Source organism: Aliiroseovarius salicola, assembly GCF_027891095.1.
GTDB classification, from domain to species: domain Bacteria; phylum Pseudomonadota; class Alphaproteobacteria; order Rhodobacterales; family Rhodobacteraceae; genus Aliiroseovarius; species Aliiroseovarius salicola.
Window position 1 is genome coordinate 426032 of sequence record NZ_JAQIIO010000002.1, and the last position, 26491, is coordinate 452522.

Consider the following 26491-nt stretch of genomic DNA (forward strand, 5'->3'; position numbering starts at 1 on the left):
CCACTGGACGACCTGAAAGGTGCTGGCAAACCGTTGTCGATGGACGATGGCAATACCACCGATGCAGCGGGCTTTCGCATCATGGCGGAGGCTTGTGTGCTCCCGCGCGAGATCGAACTCAAGAAAGCCGTCGATGCTGCAAAGAAGGCGTTGGGCAGAGCCAAAGATCCGGACGCGCGCAAATCCGCGATGGCAAAGCTTGCGGATCTGCAATTGCGTCTGTCGATCGAACAGGAAGCACGGCGGAAATACCACCGCACCGGCTGACAGATCTGGATCTGCTTATTTCTTATCCTTGCGCGCCTGATGCGCATCCCAAAGGTCGGCGCGGCGCGTGCGGGTGATCTCTTCGCTCATTTCGCGGCGCCATTCAGCGATCTTGCCATGGTGGCCCGACATCAGAACGTCGGGGATCTTGCGTCCTTTCCATTCGGCCGGGCGGGTGTATTGCGGATGTTCCAGAAGTCCATGAGAGAAGCTCTCGTCTTCGATGCTTTCCGCGTTGCCCAAGACTTCGGGGATCAGGCGCACAGTGGCATCAAGCATCGCCTGTGCGGCAATTTCGCCCCCGGTCAGGACAAAATCGCCGAGGCTCACCTCTTCGATGCCGTAATGTTCCAGAACGCGTTCGTCGACGCCCTCAAAGCGACCACAAAGAACCGTCATACCGCGAGCTTGAGAAAAACGATGCGCCATGGCTTGATCAAGCGGTTTGCCGCGTGGCGACATGTAAAGGATCGGCCATTGCGCGCGATCAAGCGGCGCGCCGGATTGCGCAACCTCAATTGCGCGTCCCAACACATCGGGGCGCAGAACCATGCCCGCGCCACCACCTGCCGGTGTGTCGTCCACGTTGCGATGTTTGCCGACACCAAATGTGCGCAGATCAACGGTTTCAAGCGCCCATTTCCCGTCCTTCAATGCCTTTCCTGTTAAGCTTTCCCCAAGCACGCCGGGAAAGGCGTCGGGAAACAGGGTGATGATCTTTGCGGTCCAGGCCCCCGCCAACCTTGGTGAATGGCTCATCAACTCGCGCGGTTGCACGCTGGCCGAAATCGACAGGCGGCCATGCGATTTGGCGTTGGATTTGCCGGTCTTGCTGGCAGAGCCTTCGGGCGGGGTATTTTTGTTGACGTCGGACATGGGCGCTGTCTACGACAGATCGGAAGGAATGCAAACCGTGAAGCGCGCGGTGGGCAAGGTAGGTGGATCAGTGGTGAATGATGTAGTGAACAGTGAAGAGGACCTGCTCCGGTCAGCGCTGGCACACTGGCCTGATCTCGCCCGACATAACGGTTGGCCCACAGAGGTGCCCCACCAAATTCTGGCGTCTCGATCTGACGCCCATGCCGAGCGGATTGTGCTGTGCCTGACGCTTCCTGATCGGAAAGTGGTTTTGAAACATGAAATGCGGGGCAAGTCGGTTGACGCATTTGCCGCTGAGGTGGACGCGCAGAAATTTGCGTTTTCGGTTCTTGGAGAGACGTCTGTGCCCGACATCCTCGCCGCAGATCCTGAGCAGCGTTTGGCCGTCATGAACTATGTGCCGGGTAGACCCGCGCATGAGTTGTTGGAGTTGGCTGAGATAGGTCTGGAGGACAGCGCGTCCATCGTGGAACGCTGTGGCGTATGGCTTGGAAAGTTTCATGCCCAAACCCTGAAGGAAACGCGGGCGATCAACCCGGACGCCATGCTGAACTGGGGCGCGCAGATGCAAGAGCTAGTCACGGCGCGCGACCCGGACGTGCCCCGTCGTGACCTTTTTTTCTCCTGCTCGGATCAACTGCCCGGCATGGGCGAAGCTGTGCGAGGTCAGACCACACGTGTTTGTGCAAGCCATGGGGACATGCATTTGCGCAATCTGCTTTTGTCCGACACCCAGTGTTGGGCGATCGATTTCGCTCCACTGTCCTTTGTCCCGCCCGCGCATGATTTGGCACGGTTGCTGGTGCGCTATGCCAATCACTTCGACGCATTGCCGGGAAAAGATCCGCTGGAGGCGTTCTGGCGCGGTTACGGCGAAGAGCACCGGGAAGACCCGGCACTAGCTTACATTTTGCCGATCATTCTACTGGATGATTGGAAAGCGATCCCGAAACGGCGCGAAGATCGGAGCCCTCGCCAGCAGCGCCGGCTGAAGGGAACCTTGCGGCTCGCGCAGGATCTGTTTGATCTTTAAGACGGTTCCGAAGCGTCGTTTTCGCTTTCGGGAAACACACCTTCTGGCGGGTCCGCCACAATTCGTCCCGAGGCCAGATCAACCGTGGGCACGGCAGCGCGTGTAAAGGGGAGAAGGGCGCCGGTGCGCATCCCCGGTCCAAGCACCTCCAGCACATCACCCGCACCATGATTGTGCACGGCTTTGACCCGGCCAAGCTCTTGTCCTCCGGTGTCCTGCACAATCATGCCAATCAAATCGGCGTGGTAAAACTCGTCATCCGGCAGCGAGGGCAGGGCATCGCGGTCGGCAAAAAGTTCGACCCCAAGGGCGGCGTCGGCGTCTTCCTTGTTTGAGATCCCGCTGACACGTGCTGCAAATCCATTCTTGATTGGACGGGTCAGGGTGACTTGATAGCTTTTGCTGCCGTCCTTGCTCCAAAGCGGGCCGTAATCCGCGATGTCGGTCGGTTCGGCACAATAGCTCTTCAGGCGCACTTCTCCATGTACACCAAAGGCACCTGCAAGCACCCCAACACATATCCGATCGTTTTTCATTCTACACCCGTGCAAATACCGTTCCGAACAACACCTCCGGCATCAAGACATGCATCCCATTTCAAGAAGCGTTCGAAATAGAAGCCTGCAAGGAACATAGTTCCCAGCAAGAGGATGGTTCGGAAAGGCCGGAAAATCAAACCCATTTCATCACCTTACTTCCAGAGGAAGATTGCCTCGGCGCGCCTCCCAGCCGGTGCCTTCCAGCTCCGGGCTTTCGGCCACGTCTTCCGGCCAGCCCAGGCAGAAATACCCAACCAGACTGTAATTGGCAGGCACATCAAGATCGCGGCATATCTGCTCTGGATCCAGGATCGAAACCCAGCCCAGTCCCAGTCCTCGCGCCCGTGCCGCCAGCCAGAAGAGCATGATGGCAGAGACCACCGAATAGCGTCGCATCTCGGGCATGGTTCCTGAACCAAGACCAGACCCTTTTTCGGTGGTTTCGTCGCAGAAGATTGCCAACTGCACCGGGGCATCTTGCATCCCAGACAGTTTCAATCCTGCGTAAATCTTTGCTTTTTCACCGGAATATCCGGCAAGGGCAGTCATGTTTGCTGCCTGATAATTGGCAAGTGCTGCGGCCCGTGCCGCGTCACTTTCCACCCTGATCACCCGCCAGGGTTCTGAAAGCCCCACCGAGGGGGCCATCAAAAAGGCGTCGAGGCACTCGTTCAAGAGCACCTCATCCACCGGGTCTGGACGGAAGCGGCGCACGTCGCGCCGCCACCGCATCAGGGTTTCGAGATCCGATTGAAACTCGTCTGAAAAGGCGTGCATCCCAGATCTCTCCACCCAAGTCCGTGTGAGGGATTATTCCTCGGCCGGAGCAGCAGCTGCTTCGGCGGCTTCAGCAGCCTTGGCAGCTTTTTCTTCAGCGCGCTCTTGGGCTTTTTTGCCAGGAACGGCTTTCTTGGCGTTGTTACGCTCTTTCTTGGCCAGAACGCCAGCAGCTTCGAGGAAGCGCGACACACGGTCCGACGGCTGAGCGCCTTGATCGAGCCAGTGCTGAACACGTTCCATGTCCAGTTTTACGCGATCTTCGCTGTCTTTCGGCAGCAGCGGGTTGTAGGTGCCCAGCTTTTCGATGAAGCGACCATCGCGCGGCATACGCGAGTCAGCAGCCACAACGCGGTAGAAGGGACGTTTTTTCGAGCCACCACGGGCAAGACGGATTTTCATAGCCATGAGAGTTTTCCTTTTTTAGCTATTGAGAGGCGTTGTCTGAACGGTCAGCGCGGCCCCAATTTCAGTGTTTGTTGTTTCGGTTCCCGAGGTTGGTATCCCCGGTTATTCTTGGTGTTTCTTGTGGTGCCTGATGACCTCATCAATGATGAAGTTCAGGAATTTCTTGGCGAATTCGGGATCGAGATCGGCGCGTTTCGCCAGATCTTCCAACCGTTCAATTTGTTTCGCTTCCCGTGTCGGATCTGACGGGGGCAGATCGTGGCTGGCTTTCAACTTTCCCACGGCCTGCGTGTGTTTGAATCGTTCCCCCAACGTGTAGACCAGGATTGCATCCAGCCGATCAATCGACTCGCGATGTTCCTTGAGCAGCTCGGCGGCGCGGGTCACGGCGTCACTCATTCGGTCATCTCCTTCATGCCCGCCAGATCCTGTTTTGAAGGATGGCGATATACCAATTCAGTCCCGTGGGTCGGGCTTTCCCATTCAGCTTCCAGCTTGGCGCCCAGACGCTCGGCCAGCACGACGGAACGGTCGTTGCCTGGGAAGATGTTGGAGCAAAGAGGCCCCCAGCCCAGCGTGTCATAGGCGTAAGCACGCACGGCCGCTGCGGCCTCACGGGCGTAGCCTTTGCCTTCCGCACCTTCGAACATGACCCAGCCCAGCTCGGTTTCGTTCCAGCCTTCCGGCCCCCAAAGGCCCACCATGCCGACAGTCTCACCTTCGGCGGTGTCGAGGAACCAGAAGCCGAATCCCTTCAGCGCAAAATGACCGAGGTTAGTTGCAAACCAACGCCATGCCTCAGTACGATCCAGTGGACCGCCAAAGCCCCAGCTGTGCTTTTTTGAGGCAAAGAAGGTAGCGACATGTTCAAAATCCGCTTCCACCGGCACACGCAGGGTCAGACGTTCGGTGGAGAGGGTGGGGATGTTCGTGAGGCGAGTCATGCGTAAGCCTCCGGATTGCCATCGGCATCGGGGGCGGGGTGGCGCCAGACCTGATAGTCGTCGCCTTCATCTTCAAATCGCGGTGCCTTTGGATCGATCACACAACCAAGCCGTTCGGCAAGGGCGTTTGAACGGGTGTTGTCGTTGTCAATATAGCTGACACAGGTTTCCCAGCCCAAGGTCTCATAGGCCCAGCTGCGTGTGGCCAGAGTAGCCTCAAACGCAAGCCCCTTGCCTTCGATCTCTTTGTTCCAGACCGACCAACCAATTTCAGGTTCCGGCCAGCCAACAGGTTTCCAAGGGCCTGCGGAGAGCACGGGTTTGTCAGTGCTTTTGTCGACACCTACAAACAAGCCAAATCCCAGAAGTGTCCAATGTCCGGCCATATGCCCAAAGGCGCGCCAAGCGTTGCGGTCGCTGTAGGGACCGCCGATGAAACCCGCACGATCAGACCCCAGGAAGGCCGCAAAGGCCTCCCAGTCACCCATTTCGGGCTGGCGCAACAACAGGCGCGGGGTTTCGATCATGACGCTCATCCGGGCTTACTTCTTTTTGCCAAAACCAGAGAGACCACCGGGCAGACCAACCGGACCACCCAAACCACCGGGCAGTTTGCCACCCATGGCCTTGGCGGCCGCTTCCAGAGCTTTCGGGTCCATGTTGGATGGATCCATGCCGCCCATGTCGGGCATGCCACCACCTTTGCCAAACATGCCACCCATGGCCTGTTTCAGCATTTTGCCTTTGCCCATCTTGCCCATCTTTTTCATCATGTCGGACATCTGGCGCTGCATTTTCAAAAGCTTGTTCAGATCGCTGACCTGCATGCCTGCACCGGCGGCAATGCGTTTCTTGCGGCTGGCTTGAAGCAAGCCTGGGTTGGCGCGTTCGCGTTTGGTCATCGACTGGATGAGGGCGATCTGCTGTTTCAACACCTTGTCATCCATGCCAGAGGCTTCGGCCTGTTTGGCCATCTTCTTCATGCCCGGCATCATCCCCATGATGCCCTGCATGCCGCCCATCTTGATCATCTGCTCAAGCTGCATCTTCAGGTCGTTCATGTTGAACTGACCTTTGGCAAAGCGCTTCATCATGCGCTCGGCTTGTTCGGCTTCGATAGTCTCCTGGGCTTTCTCAACGAGGGACACGATGTCGCCCATGCCAAGGATGCGGCCTGCGATCCGGTCTGGCTCGAAGGTTTCGAGCGCGTCCATCTTCTCGCCCAGACCGACAAATTTGATCGGCTTGCCGGTTACCGCGCGCATCGACAGGGCCGCACCGCCGCGCCCGTCACCATCCATCCGGGTCAGGACTACGCCCGAAATGCCGACCTTGTCGTCAAATTCCTGTGCGACCTCAACGGCGACCTGACCGGTCAGACCGTCGACCACCAGAAGGGTTTCGCGTGGATCGACAATCTTGGAGACTTCCTCGACTTCGCCCATCAGTACTTCGTCGATATGCAAACGACCTGCGGTGTCGAGCATGTAGACGTCGTAACCGCCCATGGTGGCCTGTTGCTTGGCGCGCTTTGCGATGTCAGCGGGCTTCTGGCCCTTCACGATCGGCAATGTGTCCACGCCAACCTGTGTGCCAAGCACAGCCAGCTGGTCCATCGCAGCCGGGCGATAGATGTCGAGTGACGCCATGAGAACGCGCTTGCCGTCTTTTTCCTTGAGCCGTTTGGCGAGCTTGGCGGTGGTGGTGGTCTTGCCGCCCCCCTGCAGGCCAACCATCAGGATCGGGGCAGGCGGGCTGTCGATCTTCAGCGCTCCGGGCTCACCTTCGCCAGTCAGCACATCCACCAACGCGTCATGCACGATCTTGACGACTTGCTGACCGGGGGTGACCGACTTGGTCACGGCCTGACCGGTGGCAGCCTCTTGTACTTTCTTGATGAAGTCACGGGCAACGGGCAGCGAGACGTCCGCCTCAAGCAGCGCCACACGCACTTCGCGCAATGCGGTTTTCACGTCATCTTCGGACAGCGCACCCTGTTTCGTCAGGCGGTCAAAGACACCGGAGAGGCGATCTGACAGGCTCTCAAACATTTGCGGCTCCTTTCGCCGTTTCGTTAGCCCCTAGATAAGGGCGTGCGGGTGCATATCCAAGCGGGTTCCCAATAGGTCAACGCGAGTTGCCCCTGTGGGCGCAACGCGCTGACAGGGGGCGATCCCGGCATGAGCCAAGGGACCGGAAGCGACAGGACTCCCGGAGTTCGGGCTGGATGTAGTGAGTCTTATCCACAGAGTCAAGCAAACAAGGTGATTGTGGGTGCAGCAGTAGAGGAGTGGGCGAAACCGCAAGTGGGTTTGATTTACGCTGTGATACAGATGGTTGCGGGGGTGCTGCTCGGATCAATCTTTGACTTCGATCATGGTGATGCTTCCTGGTGACTCCTAAACTTGTATCGAACAAGGAACCACGCGCAGAAAAGGAGTGCTGCCATGTACAAGAATATTCTCGTCCCCATTGCACTTGATCACGAACGTGACAGCAATCAGTCGCTGAAAATTGCAAAGGTATTGGCGGATGAAGGGGCTAAGATCACTGCTCTTCACATCATGGAAGAAATCCCGTCCTATGTGGCGCAATACCTGCCGGAAGGCCAGATTGAGGACAATGCACGTCAACTCCAAGCCCGGTTGCAATCGGAGCTAGGCGATCTGGAAGGGGTCGAAACCAAGGTCATCTCAGGTCATGCAGGGCATGCAATTGTAGATTACGCCACGCATAATGAGATTGATTGCATCGTGGTGGCCTCTCACCGTCCGGGACTGACGGATTTCTTCTTGGGGTCGACTGCAGCCAGAGTGGTACGCCATGCACCCTGTTGCGTGCATGTGACGCGCTAAGCGGGTTTCACAACTTTGAAAATTGCAAAAGGCGGGTTCTTGTGACCCGCCTTTTGCATGCCCATATGGCGTGCAAAGGAGGATCATCTGATGAAATGTCCCGTTGACGGAGCCGAGTTGTTGATGGCCGAGCGCCATGGTGTCGAGATTGACTATTGCCCGAAATGTCGTGGCGTGTGGCTTGATCGAGGTGAGCTGGACAAGATCATAGAAAAAGCCACCCCGGCTGTGGAACTGGATGATCCCGACCCCTATTTGGGGGAACCCACCCCGCCACCGCCACCCGCATCGGACCATCAGGGCGAACGGCACTCTGACTCGCGATCGGAACGGCATCACGAGCCACGCTCAGAAAAGAAATGGCGTGAGGATCGCGACGACACACGCCGCTATGACGATAAATACGACAAACGCGAAAAATATTATCGCAAGAAAAAGCGCAAATCGATCCTGAAGGAAATCTTTGATGTGTTCGACTGATCCCGTCTGATCAGGCCAGTGTTTTGTTCCATGTGGCGAATAAACTGTTCATATCTTTGAAGACCCGCGCTAGGCTTTCCTTATAACAAGGAGGAAGCCATGCCGAAGATCAGCAAAGCCCCCGACTATCAAACCGTCATCACCACGTTTGAAATGACCCCCGGCACCTGTCAGGACCTATTGGATGCCCTGACCGATGCCTATGAGAATTTCATCTCGAAACAACCCGGTTTCATGGGCGCGGGCCTGCATGTGAATGACGCTCAGACCCGGATCGCTAATTATTCGCAATGGCAAAAGCGTGAAGATTTTCAAGCCATGCTACGCACCCCAGAAATGCGGGAGCGCAATCGCAAGATTGCGGAGCTTTGCAAGAATTTCGAACCGGTGATGTACGACGTAATTGAAACCTACAACTGACGTGATTTGCTCGAAAACATCAGGACAGCTTTATGAATAAGATTTTTCTTGCAACAGCCTTGGTTTTGGCAACGGCCCCGGCCACTGCAGGTGAGGTAAATATTCAACGTGATCTGCCTTCGGTTACGGTACCCGCCGGCGAAGGCAATGTGGTGATTGAGCGTATTCAGGACACGGGCAATCAGATTGTCGGAGAATGGGCGCGGACCTCACGCAATTGTCCAAATTTCTGTGTGCAGCCGATGATCCCGGCGCCGGGTGTGACACCAATTGGTGAGCTTGAAATGCTGGGCTTTCTTCAGGATCCCGACGTGGTCGTCGTCGATAGCCGAGTGCCAGATCACCATGCAAGCGGCACCATACCCGGAGCCATTTCGATCCCTTACAATGAAGCGGCTGACCGGTTGGATGAGCTGGGATGCGAGCTTGATTTTGATGGGTTCGACTGTAACGAGGCCACAACCGTTGCGCTGTTTTGCAACGGCAATTGGTGTGGCCAGTCTCCGACCGCCATTCGTCGTATGATCAAGGCCGGATATCCAGCGGATCGGATCCACTATTATCGTGGAGGAATGCAAGCCTGGAGATTGCTGGGCCTGACCGTGACCGGAGGCTGAGAAGCGGTTATCCTGACGCAGGTTAAATTGCTCCACTTACAGAGCTTGAATGACGCGGCTGGTGATTGACGCAGACGGTCGGGCGCTTCAAGGTAACGGGAAAAGGAAACAGTATGCGCATCTTTAAATCCATATGCTTTGTCTCTCTGTTCGCCGCGGTTTTATTCGGGGGAACGCAGCAGGCTCACGCTGACGATTTGATTGGCGCATATGTTGCCTATATCGGACCACAGGATTTGACCAACTCCAAGGGTGCGCGGCTGAGAGAGCCCTGGCAGATTTTACGGCAGGACCGGGCCAATTATCACCGTTATGGAATTAGCCAATCCGGCGACGAATGGGACCCGTTTTTCGGGTCGATCGACAATCGGGCCGTAATGGAAAAGATGGTTATGAATGGCAAGATCGATCCGCGTGCCGCACGCAATCTGGTCGAAGGTGGGGCAACGGTCTTTGTGCGTATCTACGGGCGTGGTAGCCTTGGTACATCTGTGCACGTAACGGTGGCGAAATAGTCTCAAGATTGAATTCTCTCAGGCCTGCTTTCAGAACTTCCCAACAGCCAGTCGGAACAGGAAAACAAGAAGGGCAAAGGCCTCCCGAGTATACCCTTTGAAGCGTACCCATACAGGGGTTCGGGGCGTGCGCGGACAGTCAAACTCAACGTCCATTCTCAATCTTTGTGCCATCAGACCTGCCCTGAAAGCATGATACCGATCCGTCACCAGAACCACCATGGCCCCATCCGGTAGCAATTCACGAGACAGGGAGAGGTTCTCCCACGTATTCCGGGCTAATTTTTCGCAGATGATATTGCTCTCGGGCACCCCCTCAGCGATCAAAACCTCTTGCATGGCCTCTGCTTCGCTGCGCCCCGATTGCTCCATCCCCCCACTTGCGATGATCTGCTCTGCTTTGCCTTGATGCCATAGCTCCGCCGCGTGACGTGCGCGCCGCATTAGGGCAGGGGAGGGGAGCCCGTCAGGGCGCAATGCCGCACCGAGCACAAGGGCCACCCGAGGTGTGGATCGGCTCGGTGCTGAATTCATTCTGGGTATTGGGCGATGCAGGTTTCAGTGGCCAATGCCACCTTCGGCACCTCTTCTGCGATCATTATTTTCAAGGCTGCCAGCTTGCGCCGTTCCTCTTCAGCGTCGATCGCCACCGGGGTCTCAATGATGCGATGTTTGTGTTCGAAGCAGCGATAGGCTGCCCCGTCTCGCGTTTTGCATAAATCGACGGTGGGAACCAGAATGGTCTGACGATGCACCGCATAGCCGCGCTCAAGATTGCCTTCAATTTCCTTGGCCTTGCGTTCGGCTTTGCGAAGGGGCAGCGATGCCTTGGCTATGCATTGTTTTTGAGGAGTCGCGCAGGCAGCCAGAACCAGAAGAGACAGGAGAACGGATATAGGACGATACATGTGGGGCCCCCGATAGACATCTGCACCATAACAGCTAGTAAGGAGGGCAGAAATCCTGATTATCGAAGGCCCAGCCAGACAGGCGGTGGCCTGCCAATGCAGGACCGCCTGTGGCTACTAGTTTCACGCGCCGACGCCGCGCGGGTCCAGAATGCCGGTGATTGCCTGGGCGCGGCTGACCTCTCCAATCAATTCACCTTGGTGTAGGACCGAGACCCGGTTTTCCGTGTCGGTCATTATTTCGAGGATCTCTCGCACCGGGGTGAATTTGCCGACCTGAAGGGGTAGGGTTTCAGTGGCGGGTTCCATCACGTCACGGGCCGTCAGCACACCAAGGGGGTTCATATGGGCAACGAAATCGGCCACATATTCATTTACCGGACCGGTGAAAATATCACGCGGAGTGCCGCACTGCACAATGCGTCCGCCTTCCATGATGGCAATCCGATCCCCCAGCTTGAACGCTTCATCAAGGTCGTGGGACACGAAGATGATGGTGCGTTTCAGCTTTTCCTGAAGCTCGATAAGCTCGTCTTGAAGACGGGCCCGAATGAGCGGATCAAGCGCCGAGAAGGGTTCGTCCATCAAAAGGATCGGCGCTTGTGTAGCAAAGGCACGGGCAAGACCCACACGCTGCTGCATCCCGCCAGAAAGTTCCCCAACTTTGCGGTCGGCCCAGTCGCTGAGATGCACCAGTTCGAGCTGTTCATCCACACGGGCTTTGTGTTCGGCCTTGTCCAAGCGGGCCAGTTCCAGCCCCAGCCCGACATTTTCGCGCACAGTGCGCCAAGGCAGAAGTCCGAACTGCTGAAACACCATGGCGACGTGGTTCTGGCGGATGCGGCGTAGGGTATTTGCACCGGCATTTGTGACATCCACCAGCCCGTTGCCATCATTGACGCGCACGCAACCGCGCACAACGGGGTTCAGAGCATTCACCCCGCGCAATAGGGTGGATTTGCCGGATCCCGACAGGCCCATAAGCACCAGGATTTCGCCTTCATCCACCGAGAGCGAGCAATTGTGGACGCCCAGAACCTGACCGGTTTCGGCCTTCACCTCATTGCGTTCTTTACCTTCATCCATGGCTGGCAAGGCCGAGTGTGGTTTGTCACCAAAGACGATCGAAACGTTATCGAATTCTACAGCAGTCATGATCAGCTCTCCACACGCAGCATACGGTCAAGGGCGATGGCGACCGCCACAATGACAAGCCCACTTTCAAATCCCAATGAGGCGTTCACGGTATTAAGAGCCCGGACCACCGGCACACCAAGACCATCCGCACCCACAAGGGCGGCAATTACCACCATCGAGAGCGATAGCATGATGGTCTGGTTCAGGCCGGTCATGATTTGTGGAAAGGCTGATGGAAGTTCGATTTTCAGCAAAGTCTGCATCTTTGTCGCGCCAAAGGCTTCACCCGCTTCGGTCAGGGCAGTTGGCACCTGGCTGACACCCAATTGGGTCAAACGGATAGGGGCGGGGAGCACGAAGATGAAAGTCGCCACAAGGCCCGGCACCATGCCGATACCAAAAAGCACGATCATCGGGATCAGGTAAACGAACGTGGGGATGGTTTGCATCATGTCCAGAACCGGCAGGATTGCTTTGAAGAACCGGGGCCGGTGGGCGGCGTAGATACCAATCGGCACCCCAACCCCCATACAGAAGATCACCGCAAATACGATTAGGGTCAGGCTTTCAGTGGTTTCTTCCCAATATCCTTGATTGAGCACATAGGCGAAACAGATTACCACCACGGCCACCCGGCCCCAGCTGCGTTGAAGATACCAGGTGAGGGCCGCAAAAAGTGCCACAATCAGGATCGCGGGTGGGGCTTGTAACAGCCAGAGAAACCCGTCAATGCCATTTCCCAGCACATCGTCCACAGTGTCGAAGAACGGGCCGAACGCGTCGGTCAGCCAGTCGAAGGCGTTGGCAATGCTCTTGCCAACGGGGATTTTAGCGTCGGTCAACCATTCCAAGGGTCAGGGCCTTTCGCTGAGGGCCATTGTCAGGCCGGAGAAGATGAGAAACCCACCGACACCTCGGTTCAGACGATAGAGGCGGATGGGAGTGAGAAAGCCCTTCATGCCCGCGCCAAGGCCAGCGTAAAGCGCCACGGCCAGAACCTCCAACCCCAGAAACAAAGCGCCCAACGTCACATATTGTGGCGCAAGTGGCTGGCTGAGGTCGGTGAATTGCGGGAAGAAAGCGGTGAAGATCGCAATCGCTTTTGGATTGCCGATCGCAATCAGGAAATCACGACGTATCAACGTGCTAACGGAACTGCCCGCCGCAGTGATGTCGGTCTCGGGTTTTGGCGCGCGCCACATGCGCCAACCCACATAGGCCAGATACGCGGCCCCTAGATATTTAACTGCGGTAAATGCAGCCGTAGATGCGGCAAGGATTGCCCCCAGCCCAAGCCCCACAAGCGCAATCATCAGTGCAAACGGAAGCATCCGTCCCATCCCCCCCGCAAAAGCTGTCCAGAAATCCAGACGCGACGCGTTGGCGAAAGCCAGCACATTGTTCGGCCCGGGGGCCACATTCAGCGCAAAACAGGCTGGAAGAAACAAGGCGAGCATCGTGAGGGTCATTGGGGCGCTAACTTTGGAAGAGCAAAGAATACCCCCTTCCACCAGTCAGGATGAAAGGTGGAAGGGGGCAGGTTTCAAGCTGGATCAGAGGCCCAGTGCGCCTTTTACAGCAGCCACGGCATCGCCACCGTCTTTGGTGGTCACACCATCAAGCCAGCCCATGAAGGCATCCGGGTTGGCTGCGAGCCAAGCTTTGGCAGCCTCAGTCGGATCCTGACCATCATTCAGGATCGCTCCCATGATCTCATTTTCCATAGCAAGCGAGAATGCCAGATTTTGCAGCAGTTTACCGGTGTTTGCACATTCGGTCGCGTAGCCTGCACGGGTGTTGGTATCGACCACGGCACCACCCAGGTTGGGGCCAAAGTAATCGTCACCACCGGTCAGGTAGGACATTTCAAAGTTGGCGTTCATCGGGTGTGGTTCCCAGCCAAGGAAGACAATCGGTTCTTCTTTCTTGTCTGCACGCGCCACTTGGGCCAGCATCCCCTGTTCCGAGCTCTCAGCCACTTCAAATCCGTTCAGACCAAACGCGTCGCCATCGATCATCGACTGGATCAGGCGGTTGCCGTCATTGCCCGGCTCGATGCCGTAGATCTTGCCGTCCAGAGCGTCGGCTTGTGCTGCGATATCCGCAAAATCCTTGATGCCAAGATCCGCTGCAACCTTGTTCACCGCCAGCGTATATTTCGCGCCTTCAAGATTGGTGCGCACGGTGTCGACGGTGCCAGCTTCACGATATGGGGCGATGTCGGCTTCCATGGTCGGCATCCAGTTGCCAAGGAAAACATCGATGTCACCTTTGGCCAGCGACGTGTAGGTCACCGGTACCGACAGAACTTTGATGTCGGTCTCGTATCCCAGTGCATCCAGCACCACGGTGGTCGCGGCGGTGGTGGCGGTAATGTCGGTCCAGCCGACATCAGAGAAAGTCACTGTGCCGCAATCGGCCATGGCGGTGCTCGCGGTGGCCATCAGGGCCAGGGCGGAGAGGGTGGATTTCAATTTCATTTTTCACTCCCAGTGTTTGTGCGGTTTCGTATGTCGTTCAAGAGAAAGGAGGAAAACGTCTCCTTTGCGCCTGATTGCGACCCTATCCCAGCGTTAGCCGGGGTGAAACCGCGTTCATTGGCATTGATTTCTGTTTTTTATTGATTGACGAGTCAATTAAAAAAACGCAAGCCTGTCAAAAGAAATCTTTCGAGGATCGTGAAATGCCCAAGGTGGGAATGGAACCAATTCGGCGGGAAGCCCTTGTAAACGCAACGATAAGTGAGATCGGGCGCGTGGGTTCTCTGGACGTGACGGTTAGCCAGATCGCCAAACGGGCGGGCATGTCTTCGGCTTTGGCGCATCACTACTTTGGTGGGAAAGACCAGATTTTCCTTGCCGCAATGCGCCATATTCTCTCGGTTTACGGGGCGCAGGTGCGCGCAGCTTTATTGGGAGCCAAAACCCCGCGTGATCGGGTAGAAGCAATCATTCGCGCAAATTTCGAAGCTGGCAACTTTCGCCCCGAAGTCATTGCAGCGTGGTTGAATTTCTATGTGCTCAGCCAGTCGATGGACGGCGCGCGGCGCCTCCTGACGGTCTATCAACACCGGCTTCATTCAAATCTCGTGCACGGGCTAAGACCGATTCTCGGCGAAGACGCGCTTCAAGATGCCCATGATCTGGCCGACATGATCGCCGCCCAGATTGACGGTCAGTTCATTCGGCATGCTCTGCGTGAAGAAACGCCAAGCGGCAAACGCGCCACTGCACAGGTGCTCGACTTTGTCGACGCGATGCTGAAAGCCCGCGGGAATTGATCTGTAATTCTAAAAACTCAACAAGATAGGGAGGTGCTCCGATGTCCAAACCAAACATACTCATCATCATGGTGGATCAATGTAATGGCACGCTCTTCCCAGACGGGCCTGCTGATTGGCTGCACGCGCCAAACCTGAAAAAGCTTGCCGAAAAATCGGTGCGGTTCAAGAACAGCTATACCGCCTCGCCGCTCTGCGCGCCGGGCCGGGCCAGCTTCATGTCAGGCCAACTTCCACAGCGAACGGGCGTTTATGACAACGCCGCTGAGTTCCGCTCGGACATTCCGACCTATGCCCACCATCTGCGCCGTGCAGGCTACTACACCGCGCTGTCCGGCAAGATGCACTTCGTTGGCCCCGACCAGATGCATGGTTTCGAGGAGCGACTGACGACCGATATCTATCCCGCCGATTTCGGCTGGACGCCCGACTATCGCAAGCCCGGCGAGCGGATCGACTGGTGGTATCACAATATGGGATCCGTGACGGGTGCTGGGGTCGCCGAGATTTCCAACCAGATGGAATATGACGACGAGGTTGCCTATAACGCCTGCGCCAAGCTTTATGATTTGTCGCGCGGTAATGACGACCGTCCGTGGTGCCTGACCGCGAGCTTCACCCACCCGCATGACCCCTATGTGGCACGCCGCAAATACTTGGATCTTTACGAAGATTGCGAACATCTTCTGCCGGAAATTCCCGCATGGGATTACGAAGATCACGACCCGCATGCGAAACGCATCTTTGATGCCAATGACTGGCGTAGTTTCGACATCACCGAAGAAGACATTCGCAAGTCTCGCCGCGCCTATTTCGCCAATATTTCCTACCTCGACGACAAGGTAGGCGAGATGCTCGACATCCTCGAAGCCACCCGGCAAGAGGCGGTCATCGTCTTTGTCTCGGATCACGGTGATATGCTGGGCGAACGAGGCCTGTGGTTCAAGATGAACTTCTACGAAGGCTCGGCGCGTGTGCCGCTGATGGTCTCGGCGCCGGGACTGGAACCGGGTCTGATCGAAACGCCGGTCTCCACGCTCGATGTCACTCCAACCCTTGCCGATCTGGCAGGCGTGTCGTTGGATGAAGTCATGCCCTGGGTGGATGGTGAAACCCTGCTGCCGCTCGCCAGAGGCGAAGCGCGCACAAGCCCCGTGGCAATGGAATATGCTGCTGAGGCATCTTATGCGCCGCTGGTCTCGCTGCGCTATGGCAAGTGGAAATACAACCGCTGTGCGCTCGACCCGGATCAACTGTTCGATCTCGAAGCCGACCCGCATGAGCTGAACAATCTGGCCGATGAACCGGCCCATCAAGGCACGCTCACAACTCTGCGGGCGAAATCCGAAGCGCGCTGGGATCTGGCCGCTTACGATAACGAAGTGCGTGAAAGTCAGGCCCGCCGCTGGGTGGTCTATGAGGCGCTCCGCAATGGCGCCTATTTCCCTTGGGATTACCAGCCGCTGCAACAAGCATCCGAACGCTACATGCGCAACCACATGAATCTCGACAATCTGGAAGAAAGCAAACGGTTCCCGCGCGGCGAGTGACCCTGAACGTCTTTTCTTCTGACCCCAAATATCCCCGCCGGAGGCAAAAAAATGAATATCGAAATCCAACCCAAAGCCAGCCACTTCATTGGCGGCGAATATGTTGAAGACACCAATGGTGCGCCGATCGAAGTGATTTACCCCGCCACCGGCGAAGTGGTCGCAAAGCTGCATTCCGCCACCCATGAAATTGTGGAGAAAGCCTTGGCGGCAGCGCGCGCAGCCCAGAAGGAATGGGAAGCCATGTCAGGCACTGAACGCGGCCGTATCCTGCGCCGTGCCGCCGACATTATCCGCGAGCGCAACCACGAACTGTCAGTCTTGGAAACCTATGACACCGGCAAGCCCTATCAGGAAACCTCGGTGGCGGATGCCACTTCGGGGGCAGATGCTTTGGAATATTTCGGCGGCCTGGCGGGTTCGCTGACTGGTGAGCATATCCAGCTTCCTGGGGGCGATTTTGTCTATACCCGACGCGAGGCGCTGGGCGTGTGCGTGGGCATTGGGGCGTGGAACTATCCGACTCAGATCGCCTGCTGGAAAGGTGCGCCTGCACTGGCTTGCGGCAACACGATGGTGTTCAAACCTTCGGAAACCACGCCTCTCTGTGCATTGAAAATGGCCGAAATTCTCGTCGAGGCGGGGGCGCCTGCAGGTGTTTACAACGTCGTGCAGGGATATGGCGATGTGGGCGCAGCACTGGTGTCGCATCCGGGTGTCAATAAAGTCTCTCTCACCGGATCGGTGCCAACCGGTCGCAAGGTTTACGCCGCCGCCGCCGAAGGTATGAAACATGTGACCATGGAGTTGGGTGGCAAATCCCCGATGATCGTCTTTGATGACGCCAATGTGGATGACGCCGTGTCTGGGGCTATTCTGGGCAACTTCTACTCCACCGGTCAGGTTTGCTCAAACGGCACCCGCGTGTTTGTGCAGAAAGGCATCAAGGAAGCTTTCCTCAAGCGTCTGGCAGAACGTCTGGAAAACGCGGTGATCGGCGATCCGCTGGACCCCGATACCTCGTTCGGTCCGATGGTCAGCGAAGGGCAACTTAACATCGTGATGAACTATATTGCCAAGGGCAAAGAAGAAGGCGCGCGCGTGGCCTTTGGTGGTGAGCGGATCGAGGGCGACGGGTTCTATCTGAAACCCACAGTCTTTGCCGATGTGACCGACGACATGACCATCGCCCGCGAGGAGATTTTCGGCCCAGTCATGGCGGTGTTGGATTTCGACAACGAAGAGGAAGTGATGGCGCGCGCCAATGATACTGAGTTTGGTCTCGCCGCGGGTGTCTTTACCCAAGACATCACCCGCGCCCACCGCGTTGTGGCCGGATTCGAAGCCGGTACCTGCTTCATCAACTCCTACAACGACGCGCCCGTAGAGGCCCCGTTTGGTGGGTCGAAAATGTCGGGCGTGGGCCGTGAAAACTCCAAAGCCGCGATCAACCACTATTCCGAGCTCAAAACCGTCTATGTGCGGATGAGCCAGATCGAAGCGCCGTTCTAAGGATCAGATAATGCAAGCAGAATACGTGATCGTTGGGGCTGGAAGCGCAGGTTGCGCCATGGCATATCGCCTCGCAGAAGCGGGGAAAAAGGTGATCGTGATCGAGCATGGTGGCACGGATGCAGGTCCCTTCATCCAGATGCCGGCGGCCCTGAGTTACCCGATGAACATGAAGACCTATGATTGGGGCTTCATGACCGAACCCGAGCCGCATTTGGGTGGGCGTACACTTGTGACCCCGCGCGGCAAGGTGATCGGCGGGTCGAGTTCGATCAACGGGATGGTCTATGTGCGCGGCCATGCGCGCGACTTTGACCATTGGGCTGAACAGGGGGCGGATGGCTGGTCCTATGCCGATGTGCTGCCTTATTTCAAACGGCAGGAATCCTGGCATGATGGGGGCCATGGCGGAGACAGTGACTGGCGCGGATCCGATGGCCCGCTTCATGTTACCCGCGGTCCGCGTAAAAACCCGCTGTTCCATGCCTTTGTCGAGGCAGGTCAACAAGCAGGCTACCCGGTGACAGGCGACTATAACGGCCAGCAACAAGAAGGCTTTGGCCCGATGGAGCAGACTGTCTGGCAAGGCCGTCGTTGGTCCGCTGCCAATGCCTATGTCCGCCCTGCGCAGAAGACTGGAAATTGCGAGGTCGTGCGAGCCTTTGCCCGCAAGGTTGTGATCGAAGACGGTCGCGCCACCGGGGTTGAAGTGGAACGTGGTGGCAAAATCGAAGTGATCAAGGCGCAGGGCGAAGTGATCATCGCTGCCAGCTCGATCAACTCGCCGAAACTCCTGATGCTTTCCGGCATCGGTCCGGCGGCGCATCTGAAAGAACATGGGATCGAGGTTGTGGCGGATCGCGCTGGAGTAGGCCAGAACCTTCAGGACCACCTCGAGGTCTATATGCAATATGCCTCGAAACAGCCAATCACGCTGTTCAGATACTGGAACCTCTTTTGGAAAGGGGTGCTGGGTGCTCAATGGCTGTTCACCAAGAAAGGCCTGGGGGCATCGAACCAGTTCGAAAGCGCTGCTTTCATCCGCTCGCGTGAGGGCATCGAATACCCAGATATCCAGTATCACTTCCTGCCCATCGCCGTGCGCTATGACGGGCAGGCGGCGGCCGAGGGGCATGGGTTCCAGGCCCATGTCGGCCCGATGCGCTCGCCTTCTCGCGGTGAAATCACGCTCAAATCGTCTGACCCGAAGGAAGCACCGCGCATCTTCTTCAACTACATGTCGACCGATCAGGATTGGGAAGATTTCCGCACCTGTTTGCGCTTGACGCGCGAGATCTTTGCACAAGACGCGTTTGAGCCTTTCGTGAAACACGAAATCCAGCCGGGGGTGAACTATCAGTCGGACGACGAACTGGATGATTTCATCCGCGAACATGCCGAAAGCGCCTATCACCCATGTGGCACCTGCCGCATGGGGCGCGCGGATGACCCCACTGCGGTGGTTGATCCGGAAATGCGCGTGATTGGTGTCGAGGGGCTGAGGCTTGCTGACAGCTCAGTTTTCCCACGCATCACCAATGGCAACCTCAATGCGCCCTCAATCATGGTGGGAGAAAAAGCCTCAGATCACATTCTGGGCCGCAAGTTGCCACGCGCCAACGAAGGTCCCTGGATCAATCCCGACTGGGAAACCAGCCAGCGATGATCTAAGCGATGACAAAACAGGGCGGCTTTTATCGGCCGCCCTTTTTTCTTGCCGGAAATACCTCGGGGTGAGGCCTTCAGGCCGAGGGGCAGCGCCCCTTAAATCCGTCACTTTCAAAATCAACGATAATTCGTTTTTTTGATCCGCGTCAAAGTCCCGACTCGCCCTTCGGCGCACACTCTATTTGACCAAAGCGAGAGGAGAGCCGCGAATGTCCCACACCCCCCACGAGTTGCATGAAGAATTTCCGGAACACGCAGACAAGATCTCGGACATGAAGGCGTCGGATGCCCATTTTTCCAAGCTGGCAGATGACTATCATGAGGTGAACCGCGCGGTACACCGTGCAGAAACCAACGTGGAGCCGACAGACCAGTTCACCGAAGAGGACATGCGCAAAAAACGAGCCGCGCTGAAGGACGAGATATACCGGATGCTCAGCGCCTGATTGCGCAAGCGTCTAGCACAGAAGAATACCTCCCTTGCCCCGCTGCTTGCAGCGGGGTCTTTTTTGCCGGGGCTATTGAAGGTCTTTCGACCAACGCTCCATTTTTTTCAAAACGCCCTTGCCCGCCCAGATTTTGCCATGAGACAGTTTTTTCCGGATTTCCAATTGTTTGTTTTTTGATGGTGAGGTTTTGAAAACAGCCCGCCCCTGCGCCACCGGAACCGCTGTGTCGCGCCCGCCATGCATTATGAAAAGGGGCAGTTTTAAATGTTTGATAAACCTCTCTGTCGGCCACGGATCAAAATTGCCGCGAAAAAACGGTGCCAGACTAGGGGCTTGGTGGGACACCAGCGCATGGATCGAGCGGTACGGGGCTTGCAAAACCAGACCCGCGGGTGGGGTTCCTTTCTGCGTTAACTCATAGCTGAGGCGGGTGGCCACACCAGAGCCCAGGCTCGCGCCCACCACCACAACCGGACACTCTCCCAATAGCGACGGAACAGCCTTCCAGGTTTTATGCGCAGCCCGCATGATTGCAGTAGAGCTGGCGCGCCCTTTGCTGCCCGATGATCCGGGATAGCCCATGGCCACGACGCCATAACCCTTCTCGGCAAACCAATTGAGCTTCCACGCCCTGTCGTCCAGATTTCCAATCGAGCCGGGGAAAAAAAGAAAGCAGGGACCAGGGCGGCGCGCTTCGGACACCCAAAGCACCAGACCATCCAGCTGTTCTTCACGCATGTATTTTGCAACATGCTTGCTTTTGCTACGGGCCGGGTCTGTGCGGCTTTTGTCAAATTGAAACAGTACTGCTTCAAACGGTGATGGTCCTGCGGATGCTGGCAGAGAGGTCAGTGAAGTTGCAAGAAACAAAATCAGAAGGGCGGCAGGCAATCGTTTCATTATCGCTCGATCTCATAGGGTAAAACTCCCCTGGAGTATGGATCGACCCTGAGTTTGCGTTCAAGGGGAGGAACCGAGCGTTGGTGACAATGCGCTCGTTCGCAGATTCGGCAACTGACTCCAATCGGTTCATAGGCGGCGTCATTTGAGATGTCGAAATCGTCCGCGTAGACCAAGGCACCTGCATGTTTCACCTCGCAGCCAAGACCGATGGCATAGCGTCGAACGGGCGAGGCAAAGGTGCCGCCGGATTTTGTGACATTGCGAGCAAGGCAGAAGTATTTCACCCCATCCGGGGTTTGGGCCAGCTGACGCAGGAAGCGGCCGGGGGTTTCAAAAGCCTGATGCACATTCCAAAGCGGGCAGGCGCCGCCGAAACGGGCAAATTGCAGCCGTGTGGCTGAGTGGCGCTTGGTGATGGTGCCCGCCTGATCCACACGCACAAAGAAAAACGGGATACCTTTTGCACCCGGTCGCTGAAGTGTCGACAACCGGTGGGCAACCTGTTCAATTGACGCCCCAAACCGGTCGGCCAAACGCTCCAGATCGTGCCGCGTCTCATGGGCTGCCTCAAGAAAGGTGCTATAGGGCAGAAGGGTTGCCCCTGCAAAGTAATTGGCCAACCCCAGTTTGGCGATCGAGCGCGCCTCGTCGGTCTGGAACCGGGCAAAATCCAGCGTGGCCTCAAGCAGAGCATCTTGAGTAATCAGAGCGACCTGCATCAAGAGCTGAAACTCCTGCGTGGCACGTGGAGGGCGGGTCGACAGGGTGAGGACCTTGTTTTCAGGGTCGTATTGACGGGTGGTATTGCTGTCTTCGCGCCGAATTGTGATCCCGCGCTCGGTCAGGGTTTCTTCGGCCATTGCATATTTGCCCAAACCACGAGAAATCGCATTTGTTACAAAATGTTCTGCGGCGCGGTCGACCGCGTCAATGTAATTGTCGCAATAGTGAAAGAAGTCACGCACCTCGTCCCAGGGAGAGGCCTGGGTGGATCGCAATTCCCCCAATTGCTCTTCGCCCATACTTTCATCAAGGGCGGCCAGCCGTTCGTGCCCCATGCGATAGGCCCGGTGCAATTCCAGAAGGGCGTGCGCAAGTGCGGGGGCATTTGATGCCGCGAGGCGCAGATCCGCGAGCGGAGGGGCGTCTGAAAAGACAGGATCCGCAAACGCCTCACGCATATCGCTGACCAACCGCTCGGCGTCCCCGGTGGACAGCTCTGCAACATCGAATCCAAACTCCTGCGCCAGCGCCAGAACCACACCGGTCGATACGGGGCGATTGTTGTTCTCCATCTGGTTCAGGTAGGGCAGGCTGACCCCGAGTTTTTCGGCAAACACTTTCTGTGTAAGTCCCAACCGCGACCGGATTTCACGCAGTTTGACCCCAGCGTAGAGTTTTTGGGTGGCCATGATTGTCCCTCCTGTCGCATTCGGGAATTGACGAGTTTGCAAATGTTTCTTGCGAATTTCCTAACATTTGCAAAGCAGGTTCGTCAAAACAGAAAGTGACCCGGCATTGCTATCTCAAGCCAAGTGTTCGTTCCCGTCTCAAGACCACTAGCATCGACAAGACTGCGATGGAGGTTGAGAAAAACATCAGCCATAACAGCGGCATGGCCGACTGACCGTCCCCCAGAACCATCCCTGCCAATGCGGAAATGCCGCCGCCGCCGCACATCATCAGCGTGCCGCCAAGACCCGCAGCGCTTCCTGCCAGCTCCGGGCGAACACTCATCATGCCCGCGTTTGCTGAGGGGAGGGTCAGCCCGTTGCCGACGCCAACCAGGATCATGACGCCAAAAAACACGTATTCATTACCGGCACCAAGGGCGAATATTGCGATCGACAAGGCCATGCCTGCCGCAGTGATCAGGCATCCTCCCATGATCATTCGCGTCATGCCCATGCGGATTGAGAAGCGCCCAGATAGAAAATTGCCGATCAAATAACCCGCAGCAGGGGCTCCAAAGAATATCCCAAGACGCGAAGGCTCCATCCCATAGATCTCACTTCCCACGTATGGTGCGCCGCCGAGATAGGCGAAAAATGCGCCGGAGGTGAAGGTGGCGCTCAGGCAATAGCCCCAGAATCGGGGAGAAGTCAGTAGCGCAGGATAGGCCCGGAATTGAGCACGAAAGCCGCCGAACTGGCGTTGTGAGGTTTCACCCATATCGCGCCATATCAACGCAAGAGCCAGCAGCCCTGTGAGACTTTGAAGCCAGAAATTCGCTTTCCAACCATAGAGTTGATCCAGAAAGCCACCCAGTGTCGGGGCCAGCATTGGCACCAGTGACATGCCCATGGTCACGTAGCCGATCATCGAAGCCGCTCGCTCACCCGGCACCATGTCGCGGATCGCTGCGCGCGAGATCACCATGCCAACGGCAACCGTGGCCTGTAGCATTCGAAAGCCAAGAAAGATCTGAATGGTTGGTGCAAAGATACATCCCATTGTCGCAAGGATGTAGATGGCAAAGCCGGACAGGATCACTGGTCTGCGCCCAAACCGATCCGACAGGGGCCCGACCACAATCTGCAGCGCGCCATTCATAAAGAGATACAAAGCCACGGACAGCTGCACCAGATGATAGTCGGCGTTGAAATATAGCGCCATGCCGGGCAATGAAGGCAGAAACACATTCATCGACACCGCCGCCATCGCCGCAACAAATGTCAGGGTAAACAGGCTGGGTGGCGTGCTTGGGTCGAGAAAATTCGACCGGGTTATGTGATCAGTTTCTGTAGGCTGCATAAGTTATCGCTAGAGCGGGCAGGCGGCGCCGTCCAATCATTTTCAGTGATTGATTGGATCATGAGAGGAAAAACCAATAATTTGCAACTTTTCAATTTGCAAATTTGCGATTGCAATTACTTTGCAAATTCGCCCATTTTCCCTTCCGCAACGCAGCAATCCGGGCTAGTTTGCCCTGAAATCAAGGAGTGCCGCCAGATGAAAGATATCCTCGAGGAACTGGAAAACCGTCGCGAAAAAGCCCGCCTTGGAGGTGGTCAGCGTCGGATCGATAGTCAGCATGCAAAAGGCAAGCTGACCGCACGTGAGCGGATCGAGCTGCTGCTCGACGAAGGCTCGTTCGAAGAGTTCGACATGTTCAAGACTCACCGTTGCACCGAATTCGGCATGGAGGCCGATAAGCCCTCTGGCGATGGTGTTATAACCGGGTGGGGAACGATCAATGGCCGTATGGTCTATGTGTTCTCGCAGGATTTCACCGTGTTTGGTGGCTCTCTGTCAGAAACCCATGCGCAGAAGATCTGCAAGATCCAGGACATGGCCGTGCAGAATGGAGCACCAATCATTGGGTTGAACGACTCGGGTGGTGCTCGCATTCAGGAAGGCGTCGACTCGCTTGCTGGTTACGCCGAAGTGTTCCAACGCAACATCATGGCGTCGGGTGTGGTGCCGCAGATCTCGGTGATCATGGGGCCATGTGCTGGTGGTGCGGTCTATTCGCCTGCCATGACTGACTTCATCTTCATGGTGAAAGACACCTCATACATGTTCGTGACCGGACCGGATGTTGTGAAAACCGTGACCAACGAAGTGGTGACAGCCGAGGAGCTTGGCGGCGCCTCGACCCACACCAAGAAATCGTCGGTTGCTGACGGGGCGTTTGAAAACGACGTGGAAGCGCTGACTGAAGTGCGCCGCCTGGTTGATTTCCTTCCGCTGAACAACCGCGAGAAGGCACCGGTGCGCCCGTTCTTTGACGATCCCGGTCGGATTGACGAAAGCCTTGATACGCTTGTGCCGGACAATCCGAACACGCCTTATGACATGAAAGAGCTGATCGGCAAGATTGCTGATGAAGGTGATTTCTACGAGATCCAGGAAGACTACGCCAAGAACATAATTACCGGCTATATCCGTCTGGAAGGGCAGACTGTCGGTGTGGTGGCGAACCAACCGATGGTGCTGGCTGGTTGTCTGGATATCGACAGTTCGCGCAAGGCCGCCCGTTTCGTGCGCTTCTGTGATGCGTTCGAAATTCCGATCCTGACGCTGGTGGATGTGCCGGGCTTCCTGCCGGGGACCTCACAGGAATACGGTGGCGTGATCAAACATGGTGCGAAACTGCTCTTTGCTTATGGTGAAGCGACCGTGCCGAAAGTGACGGTGATCACCCGCAAAGCCTATGGTGGCGCTTATGACGTGATGGCATCCAAGCACCTGCGCGGGGACTTCAACTATGCCTGGCCGAAAGCCGAGATCGCGGTGATGGGGGCCAAGGGGGCGGTTGAGATTCTATACCGTCAGGATCTGGAGGATCCCGAAAAGATCGCACAGCGCACCGCGGATTACGAAGATCGTTTCGCCAACCCGTTTGTGGCCGCAGAACGTGGCTTTATCGACGAGGTGATTCAGCCGCGTTCCACCCGCAAACGTGTTGCTCGTGCATTTGCTGCGCTTCGCGGCAAAAAGCTCCAGAATCCCTGGAAAAAGCACGACAATATTCCGCTGTAAACAACTCGGAGAGCTGAGAAGAGATGATGCTGGCGCAGACATATCAGGGCCGTTTCGGTCAGGTTGGAGGGGCGATTTTTGCCGCGCTCCTTTCCCTGACCGTTCCTCTGTCTGCGCCTGCTCAGGCCAGTTCAGAAGAACCTTCATGGGGGGGAGGTGGCGTGCTCACCGTGCCCTCGGGCCAGCCAGTAGAGTTGTTGGACGTGATCAGCGGAATGGACAGTGCCCTCGGTACCGCCATCCGCTATCGCTTTGTTGCCCCGCAGATTGCCCGCGATGGCGGAAATATTGCCTTTTCTCAGACAGAAGAGGACATGGTCGCGCTGTGCCAGAACTATGTGCTGCCCCAGCTTGTCGCCGATGCGGTCGACCTTCCTGACCAAATAATCATTGTCCTGACCGACCGTGAGGTTGAGTTCGGCGTGGCGGATCCCGCCGCGACACAGTATTTCGAAGCCTACCGCCCCGAGGATGGGGCCTGTTTCTGGGAGGGCTTCTGATGGCATTGCCATATATGTTGAAACATCGTGGGTTCCCGGGTCGTCTGCCCGGCACCGATTTCCAATTCACCCTGCGCCGCGCCAGTAAATCTGGTGCGACTGAACTGAAGCCGCGTGAGCGATACGCTGACCGCAAACCCGCAGATCGACGGGCAGATGCTGGCTTTATGCAGGCGCTGTGGGAAAATTTCGGCGACCAGCCGTTCGAGCGCGGAAATCTGGACGCTGGCCGTCTGAGCTGGCTTTTCGGACGGGAAGTGATCCCGGCGGAAGATCCGTTTGATCCGGCCAGTTACGAAGCGATGTTGGTCATTGATGCCGATCGTGCCCGCGCCTCGTTCCCTGAAGCGTTTGAAGGGGTGTAG

The 26491-nt window shown here is 56.7% G+C and carries 32 protein-coding genes; 15 read left to right on the forward strand and 17 right to left on the reverse strand.

Annotated features, from left to right (window positions below):
• Positions 1–39 precede the first annotated feature (39 nt).
• Positions 40–267: a hypothetical protein gene (locus O2N63_RS05755; protein ID WP_271053275.1), complete on the forward strand. Its 228-nt coding sequence runs from the start codon at positions 40–42 to the stop codon at positions 265–267.
• A 15-nt stretch (positions 268–282) separates the two neighbouring features.
• On the opposite strand, the gene trmD is transcribed toward O2N63_RS05755, so the two are convergent.
• The gene (gene trmD / locus O2N63_RS05760; protein ID WP_271053276.1) at positions 283–1143 is read right to left on the reverse strand and encodes a tRNA (guanosine(37)-N1)-methyltransferase TrmD; all 861 of its coding nucleotides are present in this window, start codon (positions 1141–1143) and stop codon (positions 283–285) included.
• Between the two features lie 28 nt (positions 1144–1171).
• On the opposite strand from trmD, the gene O2N63_RS05765 reads away from it, so the two are divergent.
• Positions 1172–2179 (forward strand): phosphotransferase family protein, encoded by a 1008-nt coding sequence (locus O2N63_RS05765; RefSeq protein ID WP_271053277.1) that lies wholly within the window; start codon positions 1172–1174, stop codon positions 2177–2179.
• Here O2N63_RS05765 and rimM read toward each other — a convergent pair.
• The 7 genes from rimM to ffh all read right to left on the reverse strand — a co-directional run bounded on the left by rimM (position 2176) and on the right by ffh (position 6898).
• A complete protein-coding gene (gene rimM / locus O2N63_RS05770; RefSeq protein WP_271053278.1) occupies positions 2176–2715 on the reverse strand; it encodes a ribosome maturation factor RimM in 540 nt (179 codons plus the stop codon). The two genes, O2N63_RS05765 and rimM, sit on opposite strands and share 4 nt — an antisense overlap.
• Before the next feature lie 150 nt (positions 2716–2865).
• Positions 2866–3495, reverse strand: a complete 630-nt coding sequence (gene bluB, locus O2N63_RS05775; RefSeq protein WP_271053279.1) for a 5,6-dimethylbenzimidazole synthase — start codon at positions 3493–3495, stop codon at positions 2866–2868.
• Positions 3496–3528: 33 nt separating this feature from the next.
• A complete protein-coding gene (rpsP, locus tag O2N63_RS05780; RefSeq protein ID WP_271053280.1) occupies positions 3529–3903 on the reverse strand; it encodes a 30S ribosomal protein S16 in 375 nt (124 codons plus the stop codon).
• 102 nt (positions 3904–4005) lie between these two features.
• On the reverse strand, positions 4006–4302 hold the full coding sequence (locus O2N63_RS05785; RefSeq protein ID WP_271053281.1) for a chorismate mutase: 297 nt from the start codon (positions 4300–4302) through the stop codon (positions 4006–4008).
• On the reverse strand, positions 4299–4847 hold the full coding sequence (locus O2N63_RS05790) for a GNAT family N-acetyltransferase (RefSeq protein WP_271053282.1): 549 nt from the start codon (positions 4845–4847) through the stop codon (positions 4299–4301). Before O2N63_RS05790 ends, O2N63_RS05785 begins: the two co-directional genes overlap by 4 nt.
• Complete coding sequence (locus O2N63_RS05795) at positions 4844–5383, reverse strand: GNAT family N-acetyltransferase (protein ID WP_271053283.1); 540 nt, start codon at positions 5381–5383, stop codon at positions 4844–4846. Before O2N63_RS05795 ends, O2N63_RS05790 begins: the two co-directional genes overlap by 4 nt.
• A gap of 6 nt (positions 5384–5389) precedes the next feature.
• Entirely contained in the window at positions 5390–6898 is a 1509-nt protein-coding gene (gene ffh, locus O2N63_RS05800) for a signal recognition particle protein (RefSeq protein ID WP_271053284.1), read from the reverse strand.
• A 396-nt stretch (positions 6899–7294) separates the two neighbouring features.
• Here ffh and O2N63_RS05805 point away from each other — a divergent pair, with 396 nt between their 5' ends.
• The 5 genes from O2N63_RS05805 (at position 7295) to O2N63_RS05825 (ending at position 9734) form a co-directional block, all read left to right on the forward strand.
• Positions 7295–7702 (forward strand): universal stress protein, encoded by a 408-nt coding sequence (locus O2N63_RS05805; RefSeq protein ID WP_271053285.1) that lies wholly within the window; start codon positions 7295–7297, stop codon positions 7700–7702.
• A 90-nt stretch (positions 7703–7792) separates the two neighbouring features.
• Positions 7793–8182, forward strand: a complete 390-nt coding sequence (locus O2N63_RS05810; protein WP_271053368.1) for a TFIIB-type zinc ribbon-containing protein — start codon at positions 7793–7795, stop codon at positions 8180–8182.
• Between the two features lie 99 nt (positions 8183–8281).
• Positions 8282–8602 carry an antibiotic biosynthesis monooxygenase family protein gene (locus O2N63_RS05815; RefSeq protein ID WP_271053286.1) on the forward strand — a complete coding sequence of 107 codons (321 nt, stop codon included), beginning with the start codon at positions 8282–8284 and terminating at the stop codon, positions 8600–8602.
• Positions 8603–8634: 32 nt separating this feature from the next.
• The gene (locus tag O2N63_RS05820) at positions 8635–9219 is read left to right on the forward strand and encodes a rhodanese-like domain-containing protein (protein WP_271053287.1); all 585 of its coding nucleotides are present in this window, start codon (positions 8635–8637) and stop codon (positions 9217–9219) included.
• Positions 9220–9332: 113 nt separating this feature from the next.
• Complete coding sequence (locus O2N63_RS05825; RefSeq protein ID WP_271053288.1) at positions 9333–9734, forward strand: hypothetical protein; 402 nt, start codon at positions 9333–9335, stop codon at positions 9732–9734.
• A gap of 30 nt (positions 9735–9764) precedes the next feature.
• Here O2N63_RS05825 and O2N63_RS05830 read toward each other — a convergent pair whose 3' ends face one another.
• From O2N63_RS05830 to O2N63_RS05855, 6 genes are all read right to left on the reverse strand, one after another.
• Positions 9765–10268 carry a YdcF family protein gene (locus tag O2N63_RS05830; protein ID WP_271053289.1) on the reverse strand — a complete coding sequence of 168 codons (504 nt, stop codon included), beginning with the start codon at positions 10266–10268 and terminating at the stop codon, positions 9765–9767.
• The gene (locus tag O2N63_RS05835) at positions 10265–10642 is read right to left on the reverse strand and encodes a hypothetical protein (RefSeq protein ID WP_271053290.1); all 378 of its coding nucleotides are present in this window, start codon (positions 10640–10642) and stop codon (positions 10265–10267) included. Before O2N63_RS05835 ends, O2N63_RS05830 begins: the two co-directional genes overlap by 4 nt.
• A gap of 123 nt (positions 10643–10765) precedes the next feature.
• The gene (choV, locus tag O2N63_RS05840) at positions 10766–11797 is read right to left on the reverse strand and encodes a choline ABC transporter ATP-binding protein (RefSeq protein ID WP_271053291.1); all 1032 of its coding nucleotides are present in this window, start codon (positions 11795–11797) and stop codon (positions 10766–10768) included.
• 2 nt (positions 11798–11799) lie between these two features.
• Positions 11800–12630, reverse strand: a complete 831-nt coding sequence (choW, locus tag O2N63_RS05845; protein WP_271053292.1) for a choline ABC transporter permease subunit — start codon at positions 12628–12630, stop codon at positions 11800–11802.
• A gap of 3 nt (positions 12631–12633) precedes the next feature.
• Positions 12634–13248 carry a LysE family translocator gene (locus O2N63_RS05850; protein WP_271053293.1) on the reverse strand — a complete coding sequence of 205 codons (615 nt, stop codon included), beginning with the start codon at positions 13246–13248 and terminating at the stop codon, positions 12634–12636.
• Positions 13249–13332: 84 nt separating this feature from the next.
• Positions 13333–14259, reverse strand: coding sequence for a choline ABC transporter substrate-binding protein (locus O2N63_RS05855; protein ID WP_271053294.1), 927 nt, complete (start codon positions 14257–14259; stop codon positions 13333–13335).
• Between the two features lie 203 nt (positions 14260–14462).
• Between O2N63_RS05855 and betI the strand changes: the two genes are divergently transcribed.
• The 5 genes from betI (at position 14463) to O2N63_RS05880 (ending at position 20235) form a co-directional block, all read left to right on the forward strand.
• Positions 14463–15059, forward strand: coding sequence for a choline-binding transcriptional repressor BetI (gene betI, locus O2N63_RS05860; protein WP_271053295.1), 597 nt, complete (start codon positions 14463–14465; stop codon positions 15057–15059).
• Between the two features lie 41 nt (positions 15060–15100).
• A complete protein-coding gene (gene betC, locus O2N63_RS05865; RefSeq protein ID WP_271053296.1) occupies positions 15101–16609 on the forward strand; it encodes a choline-sulfatase in 1509 nt (502 codons plus the stop codon).
• A 51-nt stretch (positions 16610–16660) separates the two neighbouring features.
• A complete protein-coding gene (betB, locus tag O2N63_RS05870) occupies positions 16661–18121 on the forward strand; it encodes a betaine-aldehyde dehydrogenase (protein WP_271053297.1) in 1461 nt (486 codons plus the stop codon).
• Between the two features lie 10 nt (positions 18122–18131).
• On the forward strand, positions 18132–19787 hold the full coding sequence (gene betA, locus O2N63_RS05875) for a choline dehydrogenase (RefSeq protein WP_271053298.1): 1656 nt from the start codon (positions 18132–18134) through the stop codon (positions 19785–19787).
• 211 nt (positions 19788–19998) lie between these two features.
• Entirely contained in the window at positions 19999–20235 is a 237-nt protein-coding gene (locus O2N63_RS05880; protein WP_271053299.1) for a YdcH family protein, read from the forward strand.
• A 72-nt stretch (positions 20236–20307) separates the two neighbouring features.
• Here the strand turns inward: O2N63_RS05880 and O2N63_RS05885 are convergent, their stop codons facing one another.
• The 3 genes from O2N63_RS05885 to O2N63_RS05895 form a co-directional block, all read right to left on the reverse strand.
• Positions 20308–20976 carry an alpha/beta hydrolase gene (locus tag O2N63_RS05885; RefSeq protein WP_271053300.1) on the reverse strand — a complete coding sequence of 223 codons (669 nt, stop codon included), beginning with the start codon at positions 20974–20976 and terminating at the stop codon, positions 20308–20310.
• 161 nt (positions 20977–21137) lie between these two features.
• Entirely contained in the window at positions 21138–22553 is a 1416-nt protein-coding gene (locus O2N63_RS05890; protein ID WP_271053301.1) for a helix-turn-helix domain-containing protein, read from the reverse strand.
• Positions 22554–22662: 109 nt separating this feature from the next.
• Positions 22663–23895: a multidrug effflux MFS transporter gene (locus O2N63_RS05895; protein WP_271053302.1), complete on the reverse strand. Its 1233-nt coding sequence runs from the start codon at positions 23893–23895 to the stop codon at positions 22663–22665.
• 198 nt (positions 23896–24093) lie between these two features.
• Here O2N63_RS05895 and O2N63_RS05900 point away from each other — a divergent pair, with 198 nt between their 5' ends.
• Genes O2N63_RS05900 through O2N63_RS05910 form a run of 3 tightly spaced genes read left to right on the forward strand, consistent with a single transcriptional unit; the run spans position 24094 to position 26491 of the window.
• Positions 24094–25626, forward strand: coding sequence for an acyl-CoA carboxylase subunit beta (locus tag O2N63_RS05900; RefSeq protein ID WP_271053303.1), 1533 nt, complete (start codon positions 24094–24096; stop codon positions 25624–25626).
• A 26-nt stretch (positions 25627–25652) separates the two neighbouring features.
• The gene (locus O2N63_RS05905) at positions 25653–26126 is read left to right on the forward strand and encodes a DUF6497 family protein (RefSeq protein ID WP_271053304.1); all 474 of its coding nucleotides are present in this window, start codon (positions 25653–25655) and stop codon (positions 26124–26126) included.
• A gap of 14 nt (positions 26127–26140) precedes the next feature.
• Positions 26141–26491, forward strand: a complete 351-nt coding sequence (locus O2N63_RS05910) for a hypothetical protein (RefSeq protein WP_271053369.1) — start codon at positions 26141–26143, stop codon at positions 26489–26491.

Coding starts and splice junctions, on each gene's coding strand:
- O2N63_RS05895 (WP_271053302.1), bottom strand. CDS start 23,895: ATGCAGCCTACAGAAACTGATCACATAACCCGGTCGAATTTTCTCGAC.
- O2N63_RS05810 (WP_271053368.1), top strand. CDS start 7,793: ATGAAATGTCCCGTTGACGGAGCCGAGTTGTTGATGGCCGAGCGCCAT.
- O2N63_RS05855 (WP_271053294.1), bottom strand. CDS start 14,259: ATGAAATTGAAATCCACCCTCTCCGCCCTGGCCCTGATGGCCACCGCG.
- O2N63_RS05880 (WP_271053299.1), top strand. CDS start 19,999: ATGTCCCACACCCCCCACGAGTTGCATGAAGAATTTCCGGAACACGCA.
- O2N63_RS05910 (WP_271053369.1), top strand. CDS start 26,141: ATGTTGAAACATCGTGGGTTCCCGGGTCGTCTGCCCGGCACCGATTTC.
- betB (WP_271053297.1), top strand. CDS start 16,661: ATGAATATCGAAATCCAACCCAAAGCCAGCCACTTCATTGGCGGCGAA.
- betI (WP_271053295.1), top strand. CDS start 14,463: ATGCCCAAGGTGGGAATGGAACCAATTCGGCGGGAAGCCCTTGTAAAC.
- betC (WP_271053296.1), top strand. CDS start 15,101: ATGTCCAAACCAAACATACTCATCATCATGGTGGATCAATGTAATGGC.
- bluB (WP_271053279.1), bottom strand. CDS start 3,495: ATGCACGCCTTTTCAGACGAGTTTCAATCGGATCTCGAAACCCTGATG.
- O2N63_RS05755 (WP_271053275.1), top strand. CDS start 40: ATGGACGATGGCAATACCACCGATGCAGCGGGCTTTCGCATCATGGCG.
- O2N63_RS05795 (WP_271053283.1), bottom strand. CDS start 5,383: ATGAGCGTCATGATCGAAACCCCGCGCCTGTTGTTGCGCCAGCCCGAA.
- choV (WP_271053291.1), bottom strand. CDS start 11,797: ATGACTGCTGTAGAATTCGATAACGTTTCGATCGTCTTTGGTGACAAA.
- O2N63_RS05765 (WP_271053277.1), top strand. CDS start 1,172: ATGCAAACCGTGAAGCGCGCGGTGGGCAAGGTAGGTGGATCAGTGGTG.
- O2N63_RS05815 (WP_271053286.1), top strand. CDS start 8,282: ATGCCGAAGATCAGCAAAGCCCCCGACTATCAAACCGTCATCACCACG.
- trmD (WP_271053276.1), bottom strand. CDS start 1,143: ATGTCCGACGTCAACAAAAATACCCCGCCCGAAGGCTCTGCCAGCAAG.
- O2N63_RS05825 (WP_271053288.1), top strand. CDS start 9,333: ATGCGCATCTTTAAATCCATATGCTTTGTCTCTCTGTTCGCCGCGGTT.
- O2N63_RS05820 (WP_271053287.1), top strand. CDS start 8,635: ATGAATAAGATTTTTCTTGCAACAGCCTTGGTTTTGGCAACGGCCCCG.
- O2N63_RS05785 (WP_271053281.1), bottom strand. CDS start 4,302: ATGAGTGACGCCGTGACCCGCGCCGCCGAGCTGCTCAAGGAACATCGC.
- O2N63_RS05790 (WP_271053282.1), bottom strand. CDS start 4,847: ATGACTCGCCTCACGAACATCCCCACCCTCTCCACCGAACGTCTGACC.
- ffh (WP_271053284.1), bottom strand. CDS start 6,898: ATGTTTGAGAGCCTGTCAGATCGCCTCTCCGGTGTCTTTGACCGCCTG.
- O2N63_RS05830 (WP_271053289.1), bottom strand. CDS start 10,268: ATGAATTCAGCACCGAGCCGATCCACACCTCGGGTGGCCCTTGTGCTC.
- O2N63_RS05850 (WP_271053293.1), bottom strand. CDS start 13,248: ATGACCCTCACGATGCTCGCCTTGTTTCTTCCAGCCTGTTTTGCGCTG.
- O2N63_RS05900 (WP_271053303.1), top strand. CDS start 24,094: ATGAAAGATATCCTCGAGGAACTGGAAAACCGTCGCGAAAAAGCCCGC.
- rpsP (WP_271053280.1), bottom strand. CDS start 3,903: ATGGCTATGAAAATCCGTCTTGCCCGTGGTGGCTCGAAAAAACGTCCC.
- O2N63_RS05890 (WP_271053301.1), bottom strand. CDS start 22,553: ATGGCCACCCAAAAACTCTACGCTGGGGTCAAACTGCGTGAAATCCGG.
- rimM (WP_271053278.1), bottom strand. CDS start 2,715: ATGAAAAACGATCGGATATGTGTTGGGGTGCTTGCAGGTGCCTTTGGT.
- O2N63_RS05805 (WP_271053285.1), top strand. CDS start 7,295: ATGTACAAGAATATTCTCGTCCCCATTGCACTTGATCACGAACGTGAC.
- O2N63_RS05835 (WP_271053290.1), bottom strand. CDS start 10,642: ATGTATCGTCCTATATCCGTTCTCCTGTCTCTTCTGGTTCTGGCTGCC.
- O2N63_RS05905 (WP_271053304.1), top strand. CDS start 25,653: ATGCTGGCGCAGACATATCAGGGCCGTTTCGGTCAGGTTGGAGGGGCG.
- O2N63_RS05885 (WP_271053300.1), bottom strand. CDS start 20,976: ATGCGTGAAGAACAGCTGGATGGTCTGGTGCTTTGGGTGTCCGAAGCG.
- betA (WP_271053298.1), top strand. CDS start 18,132: ATGCAAGCAGAATACGTGATCGTTGGGGCTGGAAGCGCAGGTTGCGCC.